The sequence below is a fragment of the Bacteroides sp. RTP21281st1_H5_RTP21281_210402 genome, from assembly GCF_040918965.1.
GTDB lineage: Bacteria > Bacteroidota > Bacteroidia > Bacteroidales > Bacteroidaceae > Bacteroides > Bacteroides congonensis.
Window position 1 is genome coordinate 83395 of the sequence record NZ_JBCOWR010000002.1, and the last position, 19456, is coordinate 102850.

Annotated in this window: 16 protein-coding genes; 2 read left to right on the forward strand and 14 right to left on the reverse strand. The window is 43.3% G+C overall.

What is annotated here, in order from left to right; genetic code table 11:
• Positions 1-40 precede the first annotated feature (40 nt).
• From AB5443_RS03960 to AB5443_RS03970, 3 genes are all read right to left on the reverse strand, one after another.
• Positions 41-958, reverse strand: a complete 918-nt coding sequence (locus AB5443_RS03960; RefSeq protein WP_277134939.1) for an N-acetylmuramoyl-L-alanine amidase — start codon at positions 956-958, stop codon at positions 41-43.
• Positions 959-988: 30 nt separating this feature from the next.
• Positions 989-1339: a hypothetical protein gene (locus AB5443_RS03965; RefSeq protein ID WP_004296148.1), complete on the reverse strand. Its 351-nt coding sequence runs from the start codon at positions 1337-1339 to the stop codon at positions 989-991.
• 85 nt (positions 1340-1424) lie between these two features.
• On the reverse strand, positions 1425-1943 hold the full coding sequence (locus AB5443_RS03970; protein ID WP_004296149.1) for an HU family DNA-binding protein: 519 nt from the start codon (positions 1941-1943) through the stop codon (positions 1425-1427).
• 522 nt (positions 1944-2465) lie between these two features.
• Between AB5443_RS03970 and AB5443_RS03975 the strand changes: the two genes are divergently transcribed.
• Together AB5443_RS03975 and AB5443_RS03980 are read left to right on the forward strand one after the other, a co-directional pair.
• Positions 2466-3038, forward strand: coding sequence for a hypothetical protein (locus tag AB5443_RS03975; protein ID WP_277134941.1), 573 nt, complete (start codon positions 2466-2468; stop codon positions 3036-3038).
• Positions 3035-3904, forward strand: coding sequence for a nucleotidyl transferase AbiEii/AbiGii toxin family protein (locus AB5443_RS03980; protein WP_277134942.1), 870 nt, complete (start codon positions 3035-3037; stop codon positions 3902-3904). The genes AB5443_RS03975 and AB5443_RS03980 overlap by 4 nt, the downstream gene beginning before the upstream one ends.
• A gap of 299 nt (positions 3905-4203) precedes the next feature.
• Here AB5443_RS03980 and AB5443_RS03985 read toward each other — a convergent pair whose 3' ends face one another.
• The 11 genes from AB5443_RS03985 to AB5443_RS04035 form a co-directional block, all read right to left on the reverse strand.
• Positions 4204-4863 (reverse strand): MIP family channel protein, encoded by a 660-nt coding sequence (locus AB5443_RS03985; RefSeq protein ID WP_118418975.1) that lies wholly within the window; start codon positions 4861-4863, stop codon positions 4204-4206.
• 140 nt (positions 4864-5003) lie between these two features.
• Positions 5004-5408: a hypothetical protein gene (locus tag AB5443_RS03990; RefSeq protein WP_277134943.1), complete on the reverse strand. Its 405-nt coding sequence runs from the start codon at positions 5406-5408 to the stop codon at positions 5004-5006.
• Positions 5409-5567: 159 nt separating this feature from the next.
• On the reverse strand, positions 5568-6737 hold the full coding sequence (locus AB5443_RS03995; RefSeq protein ID WP_277134944.1) for an OmpA family protein: 1170 nt from the start codon (positions 6735-6737) through the stop codon (positions 5568-5570).
• A 41-nt stretch (positions 6738-6778) separates the two neighbouring features.
• A complete protein-coding gene (locus AB5443_RS04000) occupies positions 6779-7063 on the reverse strand; it encodes an HU family DNA-binding protein (protein WP_277134954.1) in 285 nt (94 codons plus the stop codon).
• A gap of 13 nt (positions 7064-7076) precedes the next feature.
• Positions 7077-9911 (reverse strand): hypothetical protein, encoded by a 2835-nt coding sequence (locus tag AB5443_RS04005; protein ID WP_277134945.1) that lies wholly within the window; start codon positions 9909-9911, stop codon positions 7077-7079.
• A gap of 30 nt (positions 9912-9941) precedes the next feature.
• Entirely contained in the window at positions 9942-12428 is a 2487-nt protein-coding gene (locus AB5443_RS04010; protein WP_301424864.1) for a hypothetical protein, read from the reverse strand.
• A 79-nt stretch (positions 12429-12507) separates the two neighbouring features.
• Positions 12508-14553, reverse strand: a complete 2046-nt coding sequence (locus AB5443_RS04015) for a fimbrial protein (RefSeq protein ID WP_277134947.1) — start codon at positions 14551-14553, stop codon at positions 12508-12510.
• Between the two features lie 17 nt (positions 14554-14570).
• On the reverse strand, positions 14571-15545 hold the full coding sequence (locus tag AB5443_RS04020) for a FimB/Mfa2 family fimbrial subunit (RefSeq protein WP_368114315.1): 975 nt from the start codon (positions 15543-15545) through the stop codon (positions 14571-14573).
• 290 nt (positions 15546-15835) lie between these two features.
• The gene (locus tag AB5443_RS04025) at positions 15836-17407 is read right to left on the reverse strand and encodes an Mfa1 family fimbria major subunit (protein ID WP_277134949.1); all 1572 of its coding nucleotides are present in this window, start codon (positions 17405-17407) and stop codon (positions 15836-15838) included.
• 59 nt (positions 17408-17466) lie between these two features.
• The gene (locus tag AB5443_RS04030; RefSeq protein WP_277134950.1) at positions 17467-18771 is read right to left on the reverse strand and encodes a DUF3868 domain-containing protein; all 1305 of its coding nucleotides are present in this window, start codon (positions 18769-18771) and stop codon (positions 17467-17469) included.
• A gap of 4 nt (positions 18772-18775) precedes the next feature.
• Positions 18776-19345: a DUF3575 domain-containing protein gene (locus tag AB5443_RS04035; RefSeq protein ID WP_277134951.1), complete on the reverse strand. Its 570-nt coding sequence runs from the start codon at positions 19343-19345 to the stop codon at positions 18776-18778.
• Between the last annotated feature and the right edge of the window lie 111 nt (positions 19346-19456).

Here is a 19456-nt window from a genome sequence, read left to right on the forward strand (position 1 = left end):
TCACTTTCTTCAAAAACTATACCAGATAGAACGGACAAACTTATTTTTTCGATCTGTAAATCCAATATATAACAATTAAAGCCAATAAAATCCCCCCATACCAATACCAACCTCCGGTTGTCCTATTAGTAGTTTTCTCAACTCCCGTTTTAGAAATCTCCTTCTTAGCACTCATATCCGACAAGCTCACAGACTGTAAATCTACTTCTTGAAGCAGTTGTTTCTCATTAACATTTTTCCTATCCACCACAGTCTTCACCACCATCCCAGCCTTCAATCTAAGCGTATCCACAGGAAATACAAACAACACCTGCTCGATATGCTCCTCCACCACCTCCAAATCCTTTTCTGAAGCAACCTTATTTTTAACAAGACTTTTCCCGGAACTACTATTTAAACTTGAATCAACCCTAACTTCACTCTCCCTGTTTATCACCTCTTTCTTACTCCTACATCCCGACAGCAATACAGGCACAACCAAAGCCACCAACAACACAAACAGTAACTCCCTCCCACTCCTCAAAAACTCCTTCACATCAAAACAGGGACAAGCCTTCACATATTCATAAGGTTCAATCACTCCGTCACCATTCAAATCCGGTGAAGTATCCCGATGTCCCAACACTTGGAGAATATTATATTCCCGCTGCAAATCGATAATAATCTGATAAAGTACCCGTTTTTGAGCATTCGTCCGGGTATCTGCCGGACGCCCGTTCTCATCCAATCCGCCGATATAACATATCCCGATACTCTGCTCATTCCAACCTTTACAATGAGCACCGGCCAAAGCGACATCCCGCCCCTTTTCCAATTTCCCATCCAAACGGATCACATAGTGATACCCGATACCGTTGAACCCACGTTCCCGGTGCCAACGGTCAATATCTGTGGCAGTAAAATCCTGTCCGGCTTTCGTAGCCGAACAATGTACTATGATAGAATCTATATTTCTCATGATAATTCATTATTAGTTCAAACGCACCAGTTAATAATCCGAAGGTGGCATACGCTTCACACACCCTCTAATCTCACACTTCTTCACTTCCGACTCCTTCTGTATCAACTCCACTTCATGACATTTATGTATCCAGTCAATCTTCTCTTCCTGCTCCTTGCGAAGTTCAATATAAAGCCCGTCTATCTTCTCGTCACGTTGAGTCAGCCGTTCTTCCAGCCAGTCCACCTTTTTACGGCGATTTTCTTCTTCCATACTGTTCACGGATGCTTCCTCTTTCCGTGCATCCGTCTTGCGGCAAGTGATATACCTCACTAACCATTTCACAGCTTCCAAACCACCCATAGCGGTAATAAAAGCAAGGATTGTAGTTATTTGCATATTTATATTTTTACGTAGTTATAAAGAAAGAATGAGGCCGAAGCCCCATTCCATACAAACCAGACAGTTCTCAACGGCTCATGAATCAAGCAGCCGGATCCGGTGCTTCACCATTACCACCCGAACCACCATCCGGATCCGGAGTTTCACCCCCATCATCCGAACCGTCACCAACACTACCCAAATCATTAATATGATCCAAATCCTTGAACTTCAATCCGTCCGAACGGGTAGTCGTCCCGGTAAACAGACGAATATCCGAGTTAGCACGAAAACAGATACGAAGCCCTGAAATATTAGCGATCGTAAAATCTTCCGCCTTCTCCGTCCCTTTGCTTTGGGCAGAAAGGTAAAAATATCCCAGACCGGCGATATTTACCGAACGACCACCCAGCAATGTCTTTCTCAATAACGTACGGAAATCCTTCAATACACTAATCGTTTCACCCTCGCTGACACCGGAAGCAGACGCAATCTCCTTTGCAAACTCATCCAACGTTGCACTCGTATCATACTGATAAGAAATCACCGGATACACTTTCTTTCCTGCTTCTTTATTTGTAGGGTCACACAGGCGAGACACCCTTCTAAATCTAATAGCCATACTACTTTCTTTTTTTAATAAATACTGTTTTAATTATCACTTCGCTAACGTTAACGATGCAAAGATGCAGCATCTTCCACGGAGATGAAACGACACCAAATAGCCTCATCAGAAAAGTACCAAAAAGCATTTCAGACATATACAACCGACATAGAGGAACCAAATAAACGACAAGATAACGACAAAAAGCAAGGAAAAAGCGACAAAACCGATAGCCTGGGGAGAATAATAAACAAACAAATATATTCAAACTAATAAATACCATACTAAAAAGCATGGAAAGTTTTAGGCGCTCAAGGCTGTCAATAGCCAGATACCGCATATTGAAAGAGAGCAAACTGCAATTATGCCAGTATATCGAAAGCAATGAAAACCAAGAATTACTGAAATTGTTGCGAGATGATTCGGGCAAGATTGTCTGATATATGTTAATATTTCATGGCAAATAAGCATTTCCCAGTACAAACGCACTACAATCACAAATAAATGTAGTAGATTTGTCCTAAAATAAAGAATACAGGCATGAAAAGCAAGAGATATAATAACAGTTTTACCTCCTCTAGTATGGTAAAGGAAGAAGGTCGGACAGCCTATTACAAGCTGCTGGACAGTGTGCGTGACGGAGACGCGGTACGCATCAAACGGGGCGTATATGCCACAGCCGAGCAGTTGGCGGACACGATGATAGATGTGGAAGCCATCGTTCCAGGCGGAGTGCTATGCCTTTTCTCCGCATGGAATGTGCATGGGCTCACCACCTCATTGCCTCAGGCATACCATGTGGCGGTAAAAAGAGGTCGCAAAATCACGCTTCCAACATTTCCCAAGATAGAGCTCCATCATATCACAGACACGATGTTTGACATAGGTGTCGAGAAACTGGTTGTAAGCGGTTACCACATACATATATATAATAAAGAGCGATGCGTGTGCGATGCGGTGAAGTACCGCAACAAGATAGGCATGGATGTTTGTTCCGAAGTGGTGAATAACTACATTTCCCAGCCAGACAGAAATCTATCCCTGCTGATGGATTATGCCGACAAACTAAGAGTAAGACGAATCCTTGAACAGTATATTGCAATAAAACTATGAGTGAAATCAAAAATCCTGGAAAGTCCATCCGGGCAAAGCTGCTCAATGTAGCCAAGCAGAAGGATGTGTTCTACCAGACCATTCTGACCAGATATTTTCAGGAACGCCTATTGTACCGTATCTCACAGACTCATTACCGTGAGAACTTCTACCTGAAAGGTGGAGCACTGATGTATGCATACGAACGCTTTGCTGCACGTCCGACATTGGATATTGATTTTCTTGGCACGCATATCAGCAATGATGGCGAACGCATCGCCGAGGCGTTCCGTGAAATATGCGCCGTAGAGTGTGAGGAAGACGGAGTAAGGTTTGCTGCCCACAAGATTGCAGCACAGAACATCACCGAGTTCAAAGACTACCACGGTATCCGTCTAAGTATTCCGGCGACAATGGACACCATTGCCCAAGTGATGACAATGGACATTGGTTTTGGAGATGTGGTAACACCACATCCTGTATCATTAGATTACCCATTGTTATTAGAGGAACTGCCAGAAGCAAACATTCTTGCCTATTCCACTGAAACCGTGATTGCGGAGAAGATGCACGCCATCATAGACTTAGCTGACCAAAGCAGCCGGATGAAAGACTATTATGACATCTACCACCTGCTCACATCATTCAAATATGACAATACCATATTGCAGGAGGCTATCAACCGCACTTTCGAGAATCGTCATACTCTTTATAATGCAGATATGATGTTCTTCAGGAAAGACTTTCCCAACCATCCGCAGATGCAGTTACGATGGTCAGCATTTCTAAAAAAGGCAACTATCAAAAATAGCCTTTCATTCTCCGAGGTGGCACATTGGCTGCAAGAGGCTTTAATGCCATATTGGGAAGCATATGGACGTATGTAATACTTCCGACCATTAATACATTATACAAAAAGAGTGCACCTTCTTCCCCACCGGGAAAAAGATGCACCACACAAACAAAACAAACAATAGAGCGACCTTCACAGGCAGCGTAGAACCCATGATTCCATTTTTCCTATGCTACTATTATAAAAAGAAAAATGGCAGGGGCACGGATTCTCTTGGGGAAATGAGACGCTTCACAGCGACATTAAGGATATAGGCCATTAAACTCATTTATTATACTATATGGGAAAAACCTACATCTTTTTCTATTCTCACAAAACCATGAAATGAAACAATTAATTTCCTTTTATTGTTTTCCAGACAGGCACAGCTACCACCGCACCGACAATCGGAGCCACAATAAACAACCAAAGCTGGCTGATAGCCTCCATTCCGGCAAACAATGCGGGACCAATGCTACGGGCTGGATTAACTGACGTCCCCGTAACGGGAATACATACAATATGCACCAGTACCAGAGTCAATCCGATAGCCAGCCCGGCAAAATGAAGACTGCTATTATCCCGGTCGGTAGTGCCCAATACAGTCAGCACGAAGATGAACGTAAACACCGCCTCGGCAACAAATGCAGCCAGCAGATACGGTTCTTCAAAACCGTTGGCTCCCGTACCTTCTATCCCCATTGTGCCGGTAATCACCCACAACAATGCAGAGCCAAGTATTCCGCCCGTCACTTGCGCTACGATATACACACCGGCTTCCATTACCGACAGTCCGCCATTCAGCCAAACGCCGATGGTGATGGCCGGATTGATATGACAGCCCGAAACAGGACCGATTGTGTACGCCATTGCCACCACCGACAAACCGAACGCGAAAGCAATCGTCAACACAGCGGCTACCGATGTCGCACCGCCATTCAATACAGCAGCGCCGCATCCCATTAAGACAAGCACCATAGTGCCCACCATTTCAGCTATAAATTTCGTTTTCATAATCTACTTTTTTCTATTCAATTACAAGATATTCAACTAAAAAAATTTCAACTAAAAGATATTCAATTACAAGATTTCCAACTATAAGATTTTCAATTCTCTCCAATCATTCACTCTCTCTCCAATCATTCAATCTCCTTCTAATCATCCTCCCATTCCGAAGGCGGCAACGACTTCTTCCCATACCATTTCATCCAAGCACGAGATTTCCGCTTTCTCAAATAAAGCGCATCGCTACAATGCTCCAACGCTTCCCAGTCAAATGAAGAATGGTGTCCGAACCACCTCTCCAGCCAGTAAAGCAGATGATAACTCATGAACGCAAGCAACATCCACCACCACGAAAGCCAGACGGATAGCACCAATGCAGGCAATAATGCCAAGAAGAAACATTCCGTATACTGCCGCGCATGAATCTGAAGTTCCATCTCCTCCCACCCTTCCAAATATTTGAACCGGGTGAAACTACAACCGAAAATCATAAAATAATGCCTTTTCTTCCTGTTCAGAAAAGTTTTCGCCAACAGACTATTATATATTATCATATCCTCCTCTTCATTCAAAAAAGCAACATTGCAAAAGACCATCCAACTACCGGCCAACAAGCCCACCTTGTAACGACAAAGCACTTTCAGTCCCGACGTAGAAGAAAACGAGACAGCCCCGCAATGTTGCCTGAAATACCTTGAAATGAAATAAAACTATTATTCGACGATTACGACGCGGTTCAATTCAGGTTCACTGAAACGGTTGTTCGTATCGCCCTCCGCTTTCATCACGAGACGTTCAGGGGAAATTTTATACTTTTCGACTAATAAATTGTACACATATTCCATACGTTGTTCACTCAAACGTTGGTTCAGTTCCTTGCTGCCCGTAGCGCTGTCCGCCGAACCAATCAGCGTGAAAGTCTTGCTCTTATCCGCCTTGATAGCGTTGTTCACATAAAACTCAAGATTGGTAAGTTCCTTCTTATCCAGGGTAGCTTTGCCGATATTGAAGAACAGGGCTACCGGCGAAGCAGTCACTTTCGATTCATTCACCACTTCCGGTTTCCGATTTCTGGCAACTTCCAGTTCAGCGGCAAGGCGCTGTGCTTCGGTGCTCAAATCATGATTCTTGGCACGAAGCGCGTTGATACGTTCATTATAAGATGAATAATCTGCCGGAGCCACTTTCTCGACGCGGTCGAAACGGGTCTTGCCCAACTTCACGCTTAGCCCCAGTGTCACAGAACTCATTCCTTCACCTTTGCTGCCGCCTACCGTTCCGTCAAAACACTCTTTCACTAGCATCTGCCGTCCTTCCAAAGTCAAGTCCAGACGCTTGCCCAGACGGAACGTATTCAAAATACCGATGTTGGCGGCAATTTCATTATCATGCGTGCTGTTTCCCCACGAACGTGCCCAACCGAAACCGACAAACGGAATCACATTCCACACACGTTTCTCATTGAATCCGAGGAAACCGTTCGACCAGTTCCACATAAAGTCCGCATGGAGATTGGAAACATTAAACTCTTCCTTATAATAACCGCGATGCGCCCCTTTGGCATACATCCCGCTTGCATCCGTCAGCCCCTTGGCTTTCAGACCCGAATATTGCAGACGGACTCCGTAAGAAGGAGTAATCCACTTGCCCAACGACACATCCAGTGCAGGAGCGATACGGTTGCCCACCGAGGTCTTGTTATCAAATTCACCTTCATAGATATTGATACCACCGCCTACACCGATATACCAGTTACTCCAGAAACTATTCGTTTCATACGGGCCACGGAGAATACTTCCGTCCGTGTCACGATTTTCCTTTTGCTGTGCCATGGCACAGACTGATGATAATACCAATGCAACTGTAATAATTTTCTTTTTCATGTTTCAATTTTTATGTTCAACATTTAGTTTAACCTGTTTCTTTACTCTAATTTCATTTTACTTCCGGGACGGAATTTCACCTGTCGTTTGGCCGGAACCAGCATTGAGCCGCCTGTGGCTGGATTATGCCCCTTGCGTGCTTTCCGTTCCTGAATGACAAAACTGCCGAAACCGACTAAAGTGACACTCTCTCCTTTATGCATTGTTTCCGCAATGGTTTCCATGATTGCATCCACTGCATTTGTAGCTTCGTTAAAACTCAACTGACCTTTAAGGGCTACTTCTTTGATTAGTTCTGATTTGTTCATAGGTTTGTATTTAAAAATGAATTATATATGTTTATTCGTCACGGATACAGCGGACAGGTGCTGCCGTAGAACGATCTAACCAGTAATTATTACCCCCACCGAAGCCACAGCCAACATCACCATTTTTTAAATCAAATCCAAATGACATTATTACATTCATACCACTGCTATCATTATATCTCATTGTCCCACAAAGATGAGCACTATAAAAAGGACCATTTACTACCCCTTTATCATAAGTTCTTCCATGGCGAAGCGAAGTAGAAATAAAATAGACTTTCCGTGTACTATTTTCACTGCCACAATAGAAATATACCCCATACTTAGTAAATAAAGGAGTATAAAAATCTCCCTTCTCCATATGTCCCAAAAATTCGGTTCCGCTTTTGCCAATAGGGGAATCTATTATTGGATATTTTAAAAATGCACCATATACATCCGGCGGAGATACTTTGTAACCAACAGGACATGGATCATAAAGGGTCTTCATTGTCTCTACATTAACCATTTTATATTGCGAATAAGGGTTATTTCCCCATAAATATTGATTTCCAGTCATATCATTATTACCGGATTCAGAAGTATAATACAACCAATCATGAACACTATAGGCATCATCACTTATGATAAATACGGCAGGATGATTTATCGCATACTCAATTGTTCCTATACTTTCATTTTTTTCCTCCTCTTTGTGCTTTAGTTTACTTCCACGTACATTATGCATAAAATTTTCGGTACTTTCAAAGGAAGCTGAAATACAAAAAGGATCTTTACGCCCCCATTGGTAACCCAAACCACGTGTTGTTAACTCATCAGGAGTATTAGTTGTTGCTCCTAAATCTCGATCCATTATTCTATAATTCTTCCCGCTATAAGTTTCTCCATTGGTTGGTAAGCCTAATTCTATTATAGTGGGGTGCTCTGTACACCAAACATGCCAACTCCATAGTACTGTAGCATCCTCCGCATTTGGATCTTGTTTATCATAAACTGCAATAACCCCATTTCCCGTACCACTACTCAAGAATTCAACTCGATTAGTAGTAGAATTAAATGCAACTTGTGATATAAGATTTTGCTTGTCCTGCCAAATTAGTTTTGCAGAATAAGGAACTATCTCAACATTTTTAGAAACTGATATATCTTCACCTGAAGCATTTTTAAAATGATATTGTTCTATATCTTCACCTAATTCTTCCCGCCATGCAGCTCTGCCTCTCGTTTCCGCCACTATACCATCAACCCCGTTTCCTATCACCGTAGCGTCAAACGAATAAACGCCATAAGTCACCGGAGTAATAAAGCAGTTTGCCGGACCGTCTTCATCCACAGCAATCGCTTCTGTGTGAGATATGATACTGAAAGGAATATACTTCACTATGTTACCTACGGATATTTCCAAAAATCCTTCCTTTAGTGAAGAGTTTTCGGGTACAGTGCAATAAATCCAATACACATCGCTATCTTGCGGAAGGTTCACTTCATTCACCGAAAATCCTCCTGTTCCCTTCACCTGTACCAAATTATTATTATCTATGCTATAAAACAGGCATAAGTCAGATGAGGGTACCAAAGTTTTCTTATCCGAATTTAAAACGCGAACATTACGAGTGGTAACACCACTAAAATCGACATTACCCGTATCATCAGCCTGCAATTCAAATTTTACCATTGTTACCGGATCTGTGATGCCATTCTCTATCAACTTAAGGTCCTCCCTGTCCGTTTTTACCAAGTACTGGCCGTTAGAAGCATATCCCCGCGACCAATTATCCGAAACTGTTACCGTATACTCGATATTACTCCCCGGATTTTGAATGGCTTCCAGTTCCCTATCATATCCTTTATTCTTTAACTTGGCAATAGTAAAACGATAAGAATGATTACGTATTATATCCAGATACTCGCCGGTTTCCTTATCCAGGAAATCCAGACGATAATACTCTTTATTCGAACCGTCCGGATTCTGGACTACAAGAAGCAACATTGCACGATTTTTGGAGAATGTTTTCTTATCAACCTTATTTCCTAAAGCGTAAACGGAGTGTTCATATTCCAAAGGATAGTAACTTGTCACCAATCCTTTCGTTACATCCAAAGGAGTTGTAGCGGAAAGCAAATCATGCTTTTCTGAACTGCCGCTTTCGTTGATACTACCCTGATAGATTCCCCCCTTATACTCGCTATCTAACGTAAAATCCGAATAATTCAGATTTCTCCATTCCCAATAGACCTGTTTACCGGAAAACAAATCCGTCTCGGCATCCACCGTAACTTTTGCAAAACAACGGGTTAATAGACAAACATTAGAGGTAGCCTTTTCATTCCATTCTATCCAACCGTACATCGGAATAGTCCGCCCTTCACTTTGCAGAGCGGAAAAGCCCTTCATCATTCCTTGACTAGTATAATTCCTCAACTGCTCTTCACTAGCCATTTTATTTATAAGAAAATCACCTGCTCCTGATGCAGAAGAACGATTAGTCAGGTTACAAACTACATAAATTCGTTCTTTGTCAGCGGGAATGTATTCTTTCAATGTCACAGTCGGCGATGCAGTGCCATTACCGAACAAAAAAGACAAATCAGCTTTACCCTCCTGATAATATACAGGGGATGAGGCGTGAGAATCATTATATACAAACACCTGTATGCCACTAATCTTACATTCCGATTCATTCGCCACGCTACGTACCTGTACCAATTCCGCATCCGGGATAGACAAGCTGATGACATTTTTTTGAGAGGAATCAATCATTTCCATTTCAGTGTCATCGTTACAACCACCTAACAACAACATATTAAAAGCGAAGAAAACCAACAGACATATCCCGAACAAGTATTGTTGTATTGTTATTTTCATTTCATTCATACTTTTTAGATTTCTAATGAATTATTCCTTTACACAGCGTATCGAAGCAGGCACTGAAGTAACCACCGGATTATATATATTATATTCAAAGTCCATAGCAGTATATGGATGAAAGTTAAACATGAGCCCACTATGTTCTTTGTCAGCAGGATGAGGTGAAGAACACCAGTAAACTCCCCATTTTCCTAACTTTATACCATCACCATTAGGTCTATAAGTCTCCGGCAAATAAATTAGCTTCGTTTCATCAATCCCTGCATTATCATAATAAAAGGTTGATCCATTCGCAAAATAACTTTTTATGAAATACATATCCCCAAGTGACGCTCCGGCCGGGGGGAATATGGCGATCTCACCTTTACTCAAGATTTTAAAAACGTCATGCGGCGCAACTTTATAACCATATGGACAAGGGTCATACAACGATTTTAATGTTTCTTTAGGGAAAGCATCCTGTTCCCCGTCCGGATTTCCCCACAGATATTTCAGTTCTGTTGTTTTCGTACACCAAGATTCACCCCCCAATCCTCTCCTTGGACTATACAAGGAACTCGGAGTACTTATAGCTTGACCGGCAGTCACTCGTTCATCGGAATATTTATATACGCCCTGACCACTTCTTACGTCATATAAAATGGTACGTATGCCATCATAAGTCAATGAACCCGAAAACGGGTCTTTACGTCCCCATTGATAATGCAGCCCTTGAACAGTGCCTAAATACGCTTTAGTAGCAGTAGCACCAAGATTACGGTCCATCACTTTATAGTTATTGCCCGTGTATATCGAAGTGACGAATTCCAGTATCTTTGGGGTAGCCGTACACCAAAGGTGCCAACTCCACAACACTTTCGCATCCTCCGCATTAGGATTAGTCTTATCATAAACAGCTATCACTGCATTTCCCCGGCTTCGTCCCATTTTCACCTGAACCCTGCCATTGACTAAAGCAACTTGTTCCACCAGTTCATCCGTGTCCTGCCAAAGCAATTTGGCCGATAAAGGATGAATATTGGCACCACCGGCTTTTGTCAAGATATTGCCACTTGCGTCTTCAAACTTCCCTTCGTCAATAATACCGTCCACTCCGTTTCCCATTATGGTAGCAGTGAAAGAATAAGAACCTGCACCTCTATCTGCTATATAACTATTGGCAGTCCCTTCCGTGTCTAACGGAGTAAAAGTATCCAATGAACTGACAGGAATATATTCCACATGCACATTGTCGGAAGAAATTTCTATAAAACCACCTTCATAATTGGCGGGAACACTACCGGTGGTACAATAGAAATTCATTACTTGTGCAGCAGTGAGGTCATAAATGCCACTGTTATCCGCCAGTTTATCCGTTTCCGTTATTCCATTGCAATATAACTGTAAATCTGTTGTTGATATTAAATCTGTCTTATTAGGCTTTAAAGCTCTGATTTGTAAGCGTCCCGGAGCATGACAGTCCACTTTCAGCAGTTTCACCGGGTCGACAATATCTTTAATCAAAGTTATTTTTGTCCTGTCTATATCAAAGTCAACGCCTCCTACAATATCACCCGTAACCCCTACATCTTCCCAATCAAGCATATCTGTGAATACTTTCACTTCATCAAGACTTAGCACTTGTACGTCCACCGAATAAATATGATTACGTTTCATCCGATAAGAATCTTCCGCTTTTACAGGTATCGTGCGTTCTATCACCCGACTAGCTATTCCGTCCGTCACAGGAATAGTCAGTTTCAATGATGTCACGTTAATAGCCGGGTCATACTCCTCTTCCTGTTCCAGATAATTTTCATAAACGAATAATGGATAAAAAGTAATAGCTTCACCGTTAATCTCCACTTGTTCATGAGCAAGTATATCATATAAGCTCACTTCCGGATAATCCGGATAATTTAATGAAGATGCCGGCAGATTTTCAACAACAGCCTCATTGGCATGAGAAGAGAACGGAGCATACTTACGAATCCTATCTGCAGCATGAACCACCTGTATTTTTACATCTCCTATCATCAATCCCTGCGGAACAGTAAATGAGGTTGTCCGAACAGTAGTCCGCAGTTTAGCAACTCCCCGTAACAAATGCACGGAAGCTTTGAAATTTCTATTTATGCCGTCCTCAATCACTCCCGTACCTGACATGTAGAAAGGGGAAACCGGCTGTCCGGAGATTATTGCGGGAGTGTCTTCATTGGCACGTACCCGCAAGGTGTAACCCGCCTCCAATGTCCCTATATCAAACAGTGTAGAAACCGTATAGACACTATCAACATCCGTAGGGGTCAATGTCAATGCTCCGTCTGCTGTGGAACGGGATGCTATCACAGTCCCGCTATTCATAACATCCATGAAAAGCCGCTCAACCTTGTTCTCACCGGTCGTTCCATTCTCTATGCTTCGGACAACCGGTTGTTTTCCCCCGGGTATTACCAAACGGAGTTCCATCCGTTCCTTGCCGTCGGGTATCATGTTGTCCACATTGCCAATATCACAATTTCTAATATCTTCCACACATGAAGATAATAAAAGCAGTATAAAAGCCAACTTATATCCTATTACCATTTTATTCGTCATAGATGTAACCTCCATTTTACTCCTTCACACAACGTACAGCACCTGCAGTCGCTTCATCCCAAATAACACTTTCACCCTTACCGTGAATACGTTCTGTCCAATACAGACACATGTTCCGACACTTCATATCTCGACCAAGGTTTCCTGCACGAAGCATAACAACCTGCCCCAAGGATCCTGACAGCTCCCCAGTCCTCCCGTATCTATATCCTGCTGCAGGATAATAAATATCACTCCTACCAGCAAATCCGCCACCATATCTTTCTTCATAGAAAACCTGCTCCAGACCAGAATCTTCCCATGGAGTAGATATGCCATCTTTGCCGGCAGGAACTCTCCAACCATCCGGACAAGGGTCAAAAATCGTTTTCTTTCCAGATTTCGTATTCCATAAATAAGGATACTTGGTAGAGTACGAAAACCAGAGGAGTTGTGAGGGTGCTGTATAATATGCCATCGGATTATTCACTGAACCCGGTATATTATTAATATCCGACGTAGATACACTAATTTTAGCAATAGGCTTAATTTCGCCAGTGACGCTATACAATTCTTCTTCAGGCTCCGTATAAAGCCAACCCTTAGCTGGTGGAAACGGATCTTTCCGCCCCCATTGATATAGAAATCCCTTAGACTCAATTCCTCCCTGCTTCTCATCATAGTTATTATATGTTGCCCCCAAATTACGATCCATCCAAGTATAACCATTAAACTCTTGTTGTCCCTCTTCTAAATTCGGATCATAGTCTGTGCACCAGATATGCCAGCTCCAGTAAATCTTTCCATTCACTTTCATCGCTATCACTGCATTGCCAGACTGATTTTCCGTTTCCACACTGATATAAGCTTTATCACGTTTTTCCGCATTCATAACCTTCACTCCGGAAGCCGGCACTACCCCTATTCTATCTACCCAAAGTACTTCGGCCGTAACCTCACCATCGGGAATAGGTGTACGTTCAAATTCATCCATTTGTGCCCATGCCTTGTACACCCCGTCAGTGGGAATGTGCACCCTTCCGCCGGGCGATACCACATAACAGTTTGTTATACGTATATCGTTCACTTCTTCTACTTGGGGTTCTAACGCTATCCACGGACACACTGTCAAGTTTATATCCAAATAGACTGTTTTTTGCATGAACCGGCACAGTAATTGATAAACATGATTACGCTCCAGTTTTTCCAAAGGCGCTTTGCCGGAATTATCCGAATCCACACCCAACTCTATCATATCGTAATCATCAAAACCGATATTCAATTTATTGTTTTTACACTCCATTTCCGGAATATAAAACGAGTAAGCCAGCACGCCCTTGTCTTCAGGAGAAGTTTCTTCAGGGATCTCACTGACTTTCTTTCTCGATAACAGATTGAGAACGGAAGACGCATAACTTCCTGTTCTTTTTGGGGATACGAATCCTGTCTTGGAAACTCCAGTCACAACCAATGTGGTAGGCATCAAGACCTCCTCCCAGTTCTTTGCCTCCTTCCGCATATAAACATCCACACGTGCCACAGCACGGTCTACACGCATGTTGACTGTCTGCGTCGTTCCCTCCGCCGCGTCCACTCCTGCCAGTTCTCCATACATGGGAAGACAGTAGTCTTTAGTGTATTCCACCACATTGGTTCTTGTGGATAAGTAGTCCGCCATTTGATACTGTACGTCCACCAAGTCATTGGGATGATCCACAGACTCCAATATAGCACGGGTATCAAGGTCAACAGGTTCGTTTACAATGGCATACAATGTTTTCCCGGTGGCAGCTTTCACCGTAAAAACCGGAGTAGTATAAGTCCCGTCAATAGCGGAAAGCCCTTGCCAGTAATACATCTTATCCAGTGACGTGCCGTCAAAAACATAGATGCGTAGCCGGCTGATGCGGGTTTCATTCGCGTTCAACACTTCCGGGTCACTCGTGGCACGTGTGCTGATATTCATGCTCATCCGTACTTCTCCGGGATTTAGCGGATCGACTGTCTGTCCGCTTTCCGTACAGGAAAACAAGAACAACAGCAACCACGCCCACCATATACAGCCTTTATATCTCATATTCATCAATCTTTGTTTATTTATCAGAGATCTTCGCCTTTCAGCCAGATAGTCCAGCCGTTAATCATAATCTTAGTAGAAAGGAAATTCAATAATTCCGGGTTATAGAAAAAGACAATCGCATACTCACTCTGACGGTCGAGGTATTCCTGTGCCGGAATATTGTGCCCTTCCATTTTAGTAAGCAGCAGGTAAGGTATCAGGTCAACCTTCATCAGTTCCTTACTATCCGACTTGCGTGTAAGCGTCAGGTATACCTTCTTATGTTCGAGCAGGCGCATGGTATTCATTTCTGCCACAATGCCCACATCTTCCACTTTTTCCAGATGATACGGCTGGTAACTAATCATGTCGTCATCCAGCAAGTCATTATTCCAGTCGTAATATCCGTTGTCCGCCCGGATTTCGAACAGGCAATCATTCATATCCAGTTCTTCTCCCGGACCGGACTTTTGCAGAATAAAGCGGAATTTATTGGTATTCTTTATCAGGCAGACCGTTTCCGTCTGTTCCTGTTTGCCGGTAAAGTTTACGGTCTGTACCTCACCATACCAGAGAGGCTCCAAAACTTTATTATGTATCAAGGATTCTTCCCGTTTCATTTTTACCGTCAAATCTTCCAGTGTCGATTTTCCGGCAACCAGTTCCGGCATTTCAAAGGCATCGCTCATTCCCGCCCACGTAGCTATCCGGTATTCCCCAATTGGCAGTTGTAACTGCATACGGTAACTGCCACTGCCCAGAGTTTTCCCTTGTTCACTCTTCTTCATGATAAACGTGCCATCCTTGTCGAATACAAACACATCGACACGATTCACTTGAGCCGCAAAAGCATCGGTGAACTCCATGTTATAGTCATACCGGAAACTAACATATAACTGACATTCCGACAGTGTCTCATCTATGGATGTGCAAGAAAAGAGTACAAGCAGTAATAACAAGCAACTTCCATAACTTATCTGCCGGACGGCACCTTTTGTATTCATTATCTTTCTCATAATCTATGGGTCTATTTATTTTTTCTAATTTCATATATGGTGTGGAAAAGCGCCTTTGTGCTTTTCTCGGAATAATCTGCTTTAGTGGACAAGTCTTAAAACTTGTCTGTATGGCAAGACCTGTTTTTATCAAGTTTTTCATATCAAGGTCTTGATTCACGGAAATAAGCCTCCGCCGGCTGAATAAAAAATGAAAAGAAAGAAAAAAGAAGGCGTCACAAGACAAACTGCGCCGTATCATAACGCCTTCTTATAATTTTAATTGTTATTTTAGCCCGATATATCAGTCATTACAAATCCACTCCCTGACTCCAAGTAGTCCATGGGTTAACTGTAATATTTACAGAGAGATATGCTTCTTTATCATCATCGTCTTCACCCGGATTTGTAGGTTTAGTAGGATCTGTCTTGTCAGGAATCCAGGGAGTACCCGGTTGCTTCACACTGTTGATAGTCAATGTGTACCAGTTGTTGCGCACGACACCGTATTTACCATGTGCCATCCATGCAGTGATTTCGTCATCATGACGAATCAGGATGTTATAGTAGCATACGCCTTTCTGGAAGTATTCCACACCTACGGTTTCACCGGCTTTTGCATCAGGTTTGGAGTATTCGCCACCACTCTTAAGGCCGTCCAGTTCAGCAATAGTAATAGAGGCAAAATCAGCACCGACAGTCTTTTCTTGTGCAGTGGCGGCTTTGGCAATACGTGCATAGAACTGGTCACAAAGATCGATTATCTGTTGTTGTGCCGCATCCGGTGTACCAGCAGCCGCAGCATTATATACTGCCTGCAAATCAGCCAATGTCTTGTAAGTGACACCCAAAAGGCGGAACCAGCTTTCGCCCACAGTAAATGAATTAGGAGTGTAAACCGCACTTGCTACGGCAGCCGTAGTCTGTGCCTGGGTTTGCGCGTCATGATCCATTGTGTTCTCAAGACAGTATTTGCTGTCTGTCATGGGAGAGAAGTCAGCAGGCAAAACACCTTTATCAGATACTTTCAGGTAGTTGAACTGCGACACATTGAATCCTGCCTTTTCATAGTTCGGGTCAATTCTATAATCTGCATCAGCAGAACCTCCGGCAGGCATTACTATTTCAGAATATGGGAACATGCTCTTGTTGGTTACATTCAATGCCCAGTTACCGAATGTACAGGTCACTCCGGCAGGAACTATGACGCCGGCCGGATTTGTTCCTAAAGAAACTTTAGCAACTATACGGTCTACAAAAATCTTTGAACGGTCAGTTTCGGCTGCGGCTATCGCGGCAGCAACGTCAGAAATACCCGCGTCGCCAACCTTTTTTACTTTAGCTTCCGCCAATGCTCCGTTAGTAGGGTTTGTATTGTCGCCGGCATTAATCATCATAAAGTTGTCCTTTGATGCTCCAATCACTTCATCAAGTGTCTGCTCCACAGCACCATTGATGACAGACCAGGGAGCTGAAGCTACACAGGCAGCCTTGAACTTGCCACTCGGATTGACTACTGCCAGTACTTTGGCGGTAGCGGAAGGTACTTTGAATGCCTTTCCGGCATATCCTGACTTATCAGCACCACCTACATTCAAGATATAGTCGGTTGTACCCAATGTCTTTGTTTCCAAGCAAACATTCGACGCATCAAACAATGCGAGAAGCACTTCGTTTACTTTCTGTTCTTCCGCACTGCCATGGTCTTTTCCCGGAGCACGTGTTCCCGTACTTTTAGGCATTGTCACAGATACGGACATATAAGCCTCCCTGCCGTCTACCGGCAACTGGTCTTGTCCGCCGGTTGCCATCTCTTCATCATTACTACATGCTGCCATCGCCAGTCCGACAAACAGCGTTAAAAAAGATTTGTCCAATTTCATTGTTTTAAAATTTAATGAATACTAAAATGTTAATTACTAAGTATAAGTTTCAGATTATATTATTCAGTTTTTATACCTTCCAAACGTTTCAGGTACATCCGCATCGCATCATAATCTCCCATTTCCCATGCTACGATAGCGGCGTTGTTGTTAGCCATCCTGTCACTCGGAAAGCGGTCGGCAATCATCCGGATAATCCTGTTGTATTCGTCCGAACCTTCACCGTAGCTGACTGCGACCTGATACATTTCGTTATGGTTCATTTTGTCGGGGCGCGTCTTGATTATTTCCCGCCCTTGCTCCACGGAGAACGGAACCACCGTATAGCTGACTGTATATTCCACTAAGCGCAGCTTCGGATATACCTCCCGCAGCAAGGCATTATAGATTTTTCCGCCGTCGATAGCCTTTATCTTCGCGTCGCGCGCATCCGGTTCGGGAATCTGCCCGATAATATCGAGTACTTTCTGCATATAGGAAGGACGGTATTCGCGCAACCATGCAGCTAGTCCCTCCCAGTTTTCCGGCACCGAACGGCATTCTATCATACTGTCGTCCAGCTTATAGGCATGTTTCAGGTTTTGTACCAACGCTTTCGCACGTTGTTCGGAAAGGCGAGCATTGGTGTCATAATTGCCTTCCGGCGATGAGTAGCCCACTATCTTAATCCGGGCAATACGATAGTTATCATCTTCACGGATAGAATCAATGGACGAATGGATTTTAGCCAGTTCGGCAGGATTATTCATATAATCGGCAAGCAATGCCGACTGGTTCACTTTAAAATTAAGATATGCGCTGCGGGTGAAAGAACGACGTTTCTCCTCTGCCTGTGCCACCATTATTTCCAAATTCGGGCGTTCCACTACCTCTTTGAATAAAGGAAGCTCCGCAACGGGAGCATTACCCAGTGCTTCTCCGCAACCTGCGCATCCCTGTAATTCACGGAATATCTCGACACGTGCTCCGGACATCCACTCCTGTGCCGGAACTGTTTCGTTATATTCTAATAACATATCCCGTTTCCTGTTAAAACGAATCATTTCCTGTCCCTCTCCCGCAGCCGGTTCTTTGCCATACAGACTTTCTTTCCGCTTGTTCATGCGATAACGGTTTCTGCCTGCAATGCAGACTGAAGGCAGGGCGAGCGTATCGTTTTCCGACCGGCTGATTATCAAAGGAGTGATTATCATCTGTCGGCGTGAAGGAAGCCGCAGTGTGCTGCAATCCATATTAAATGAGACTTCCACTTTGTCATCGCTTATTTTCCGGGCAATGGCTTGTCCGATATTTATCTCCTGGGCATGGGCGGAAACTGCGCCTAGCAGTCCCAAGGTCACGTATATACAGATTCTTTTCATCATTAGCCTATTTTATAATGTATATGATACTCACTGCAGCTTTTGTCGGGCCGAAGTAGTTTTTCTTCTCATTTTTCTGAATGGTTCCACATGTGGCACAAGGATATTTGGAATGATCCAACCGCGCATATCCGACTCCAAGTACAGCCTCCATGCTCCAGCGGTTACCGAGCAGCCACTGATAACCGTAGGATATTCCGCCGCCCCACAAATGCCCCTGATAGCGGTGACGTTCCATATTATCACTTAGAAATGACATTCCGCCCACATTGTATTTGGCGTAGTGTCCGTGCAGACCCAGAAAATAACCGTTGAATTTCTCACAAAGCCAGTAGCGAAGTTCCGGCTGTACGCCCCAGTGGCGCAGGCGCGTTTCATCATCAAACTTCCAGGGATTATAATTTCCGGATAAATCGAGAGACCATTTCTTGCCCAAACCTATTTCCAGCCCCAAGTTCATTGTAGTAGTAGCGTCATAAAGCAAATTAGTCTTTACTGCAACCTTTTGGGCGTAAGAGTTGCCCGTATTACAAAGTAGTATTCCCAAGACTCCGATTAAACATAGATATTTCTTCATGTCGTCTTATTATTTATAATTGCTTTTGTTTCATCTCTATTCCGTAATAGAGATGAAACAAAAGAATACAAACAATAAAAACCTAATTAACAATGACTTATATCACATAAA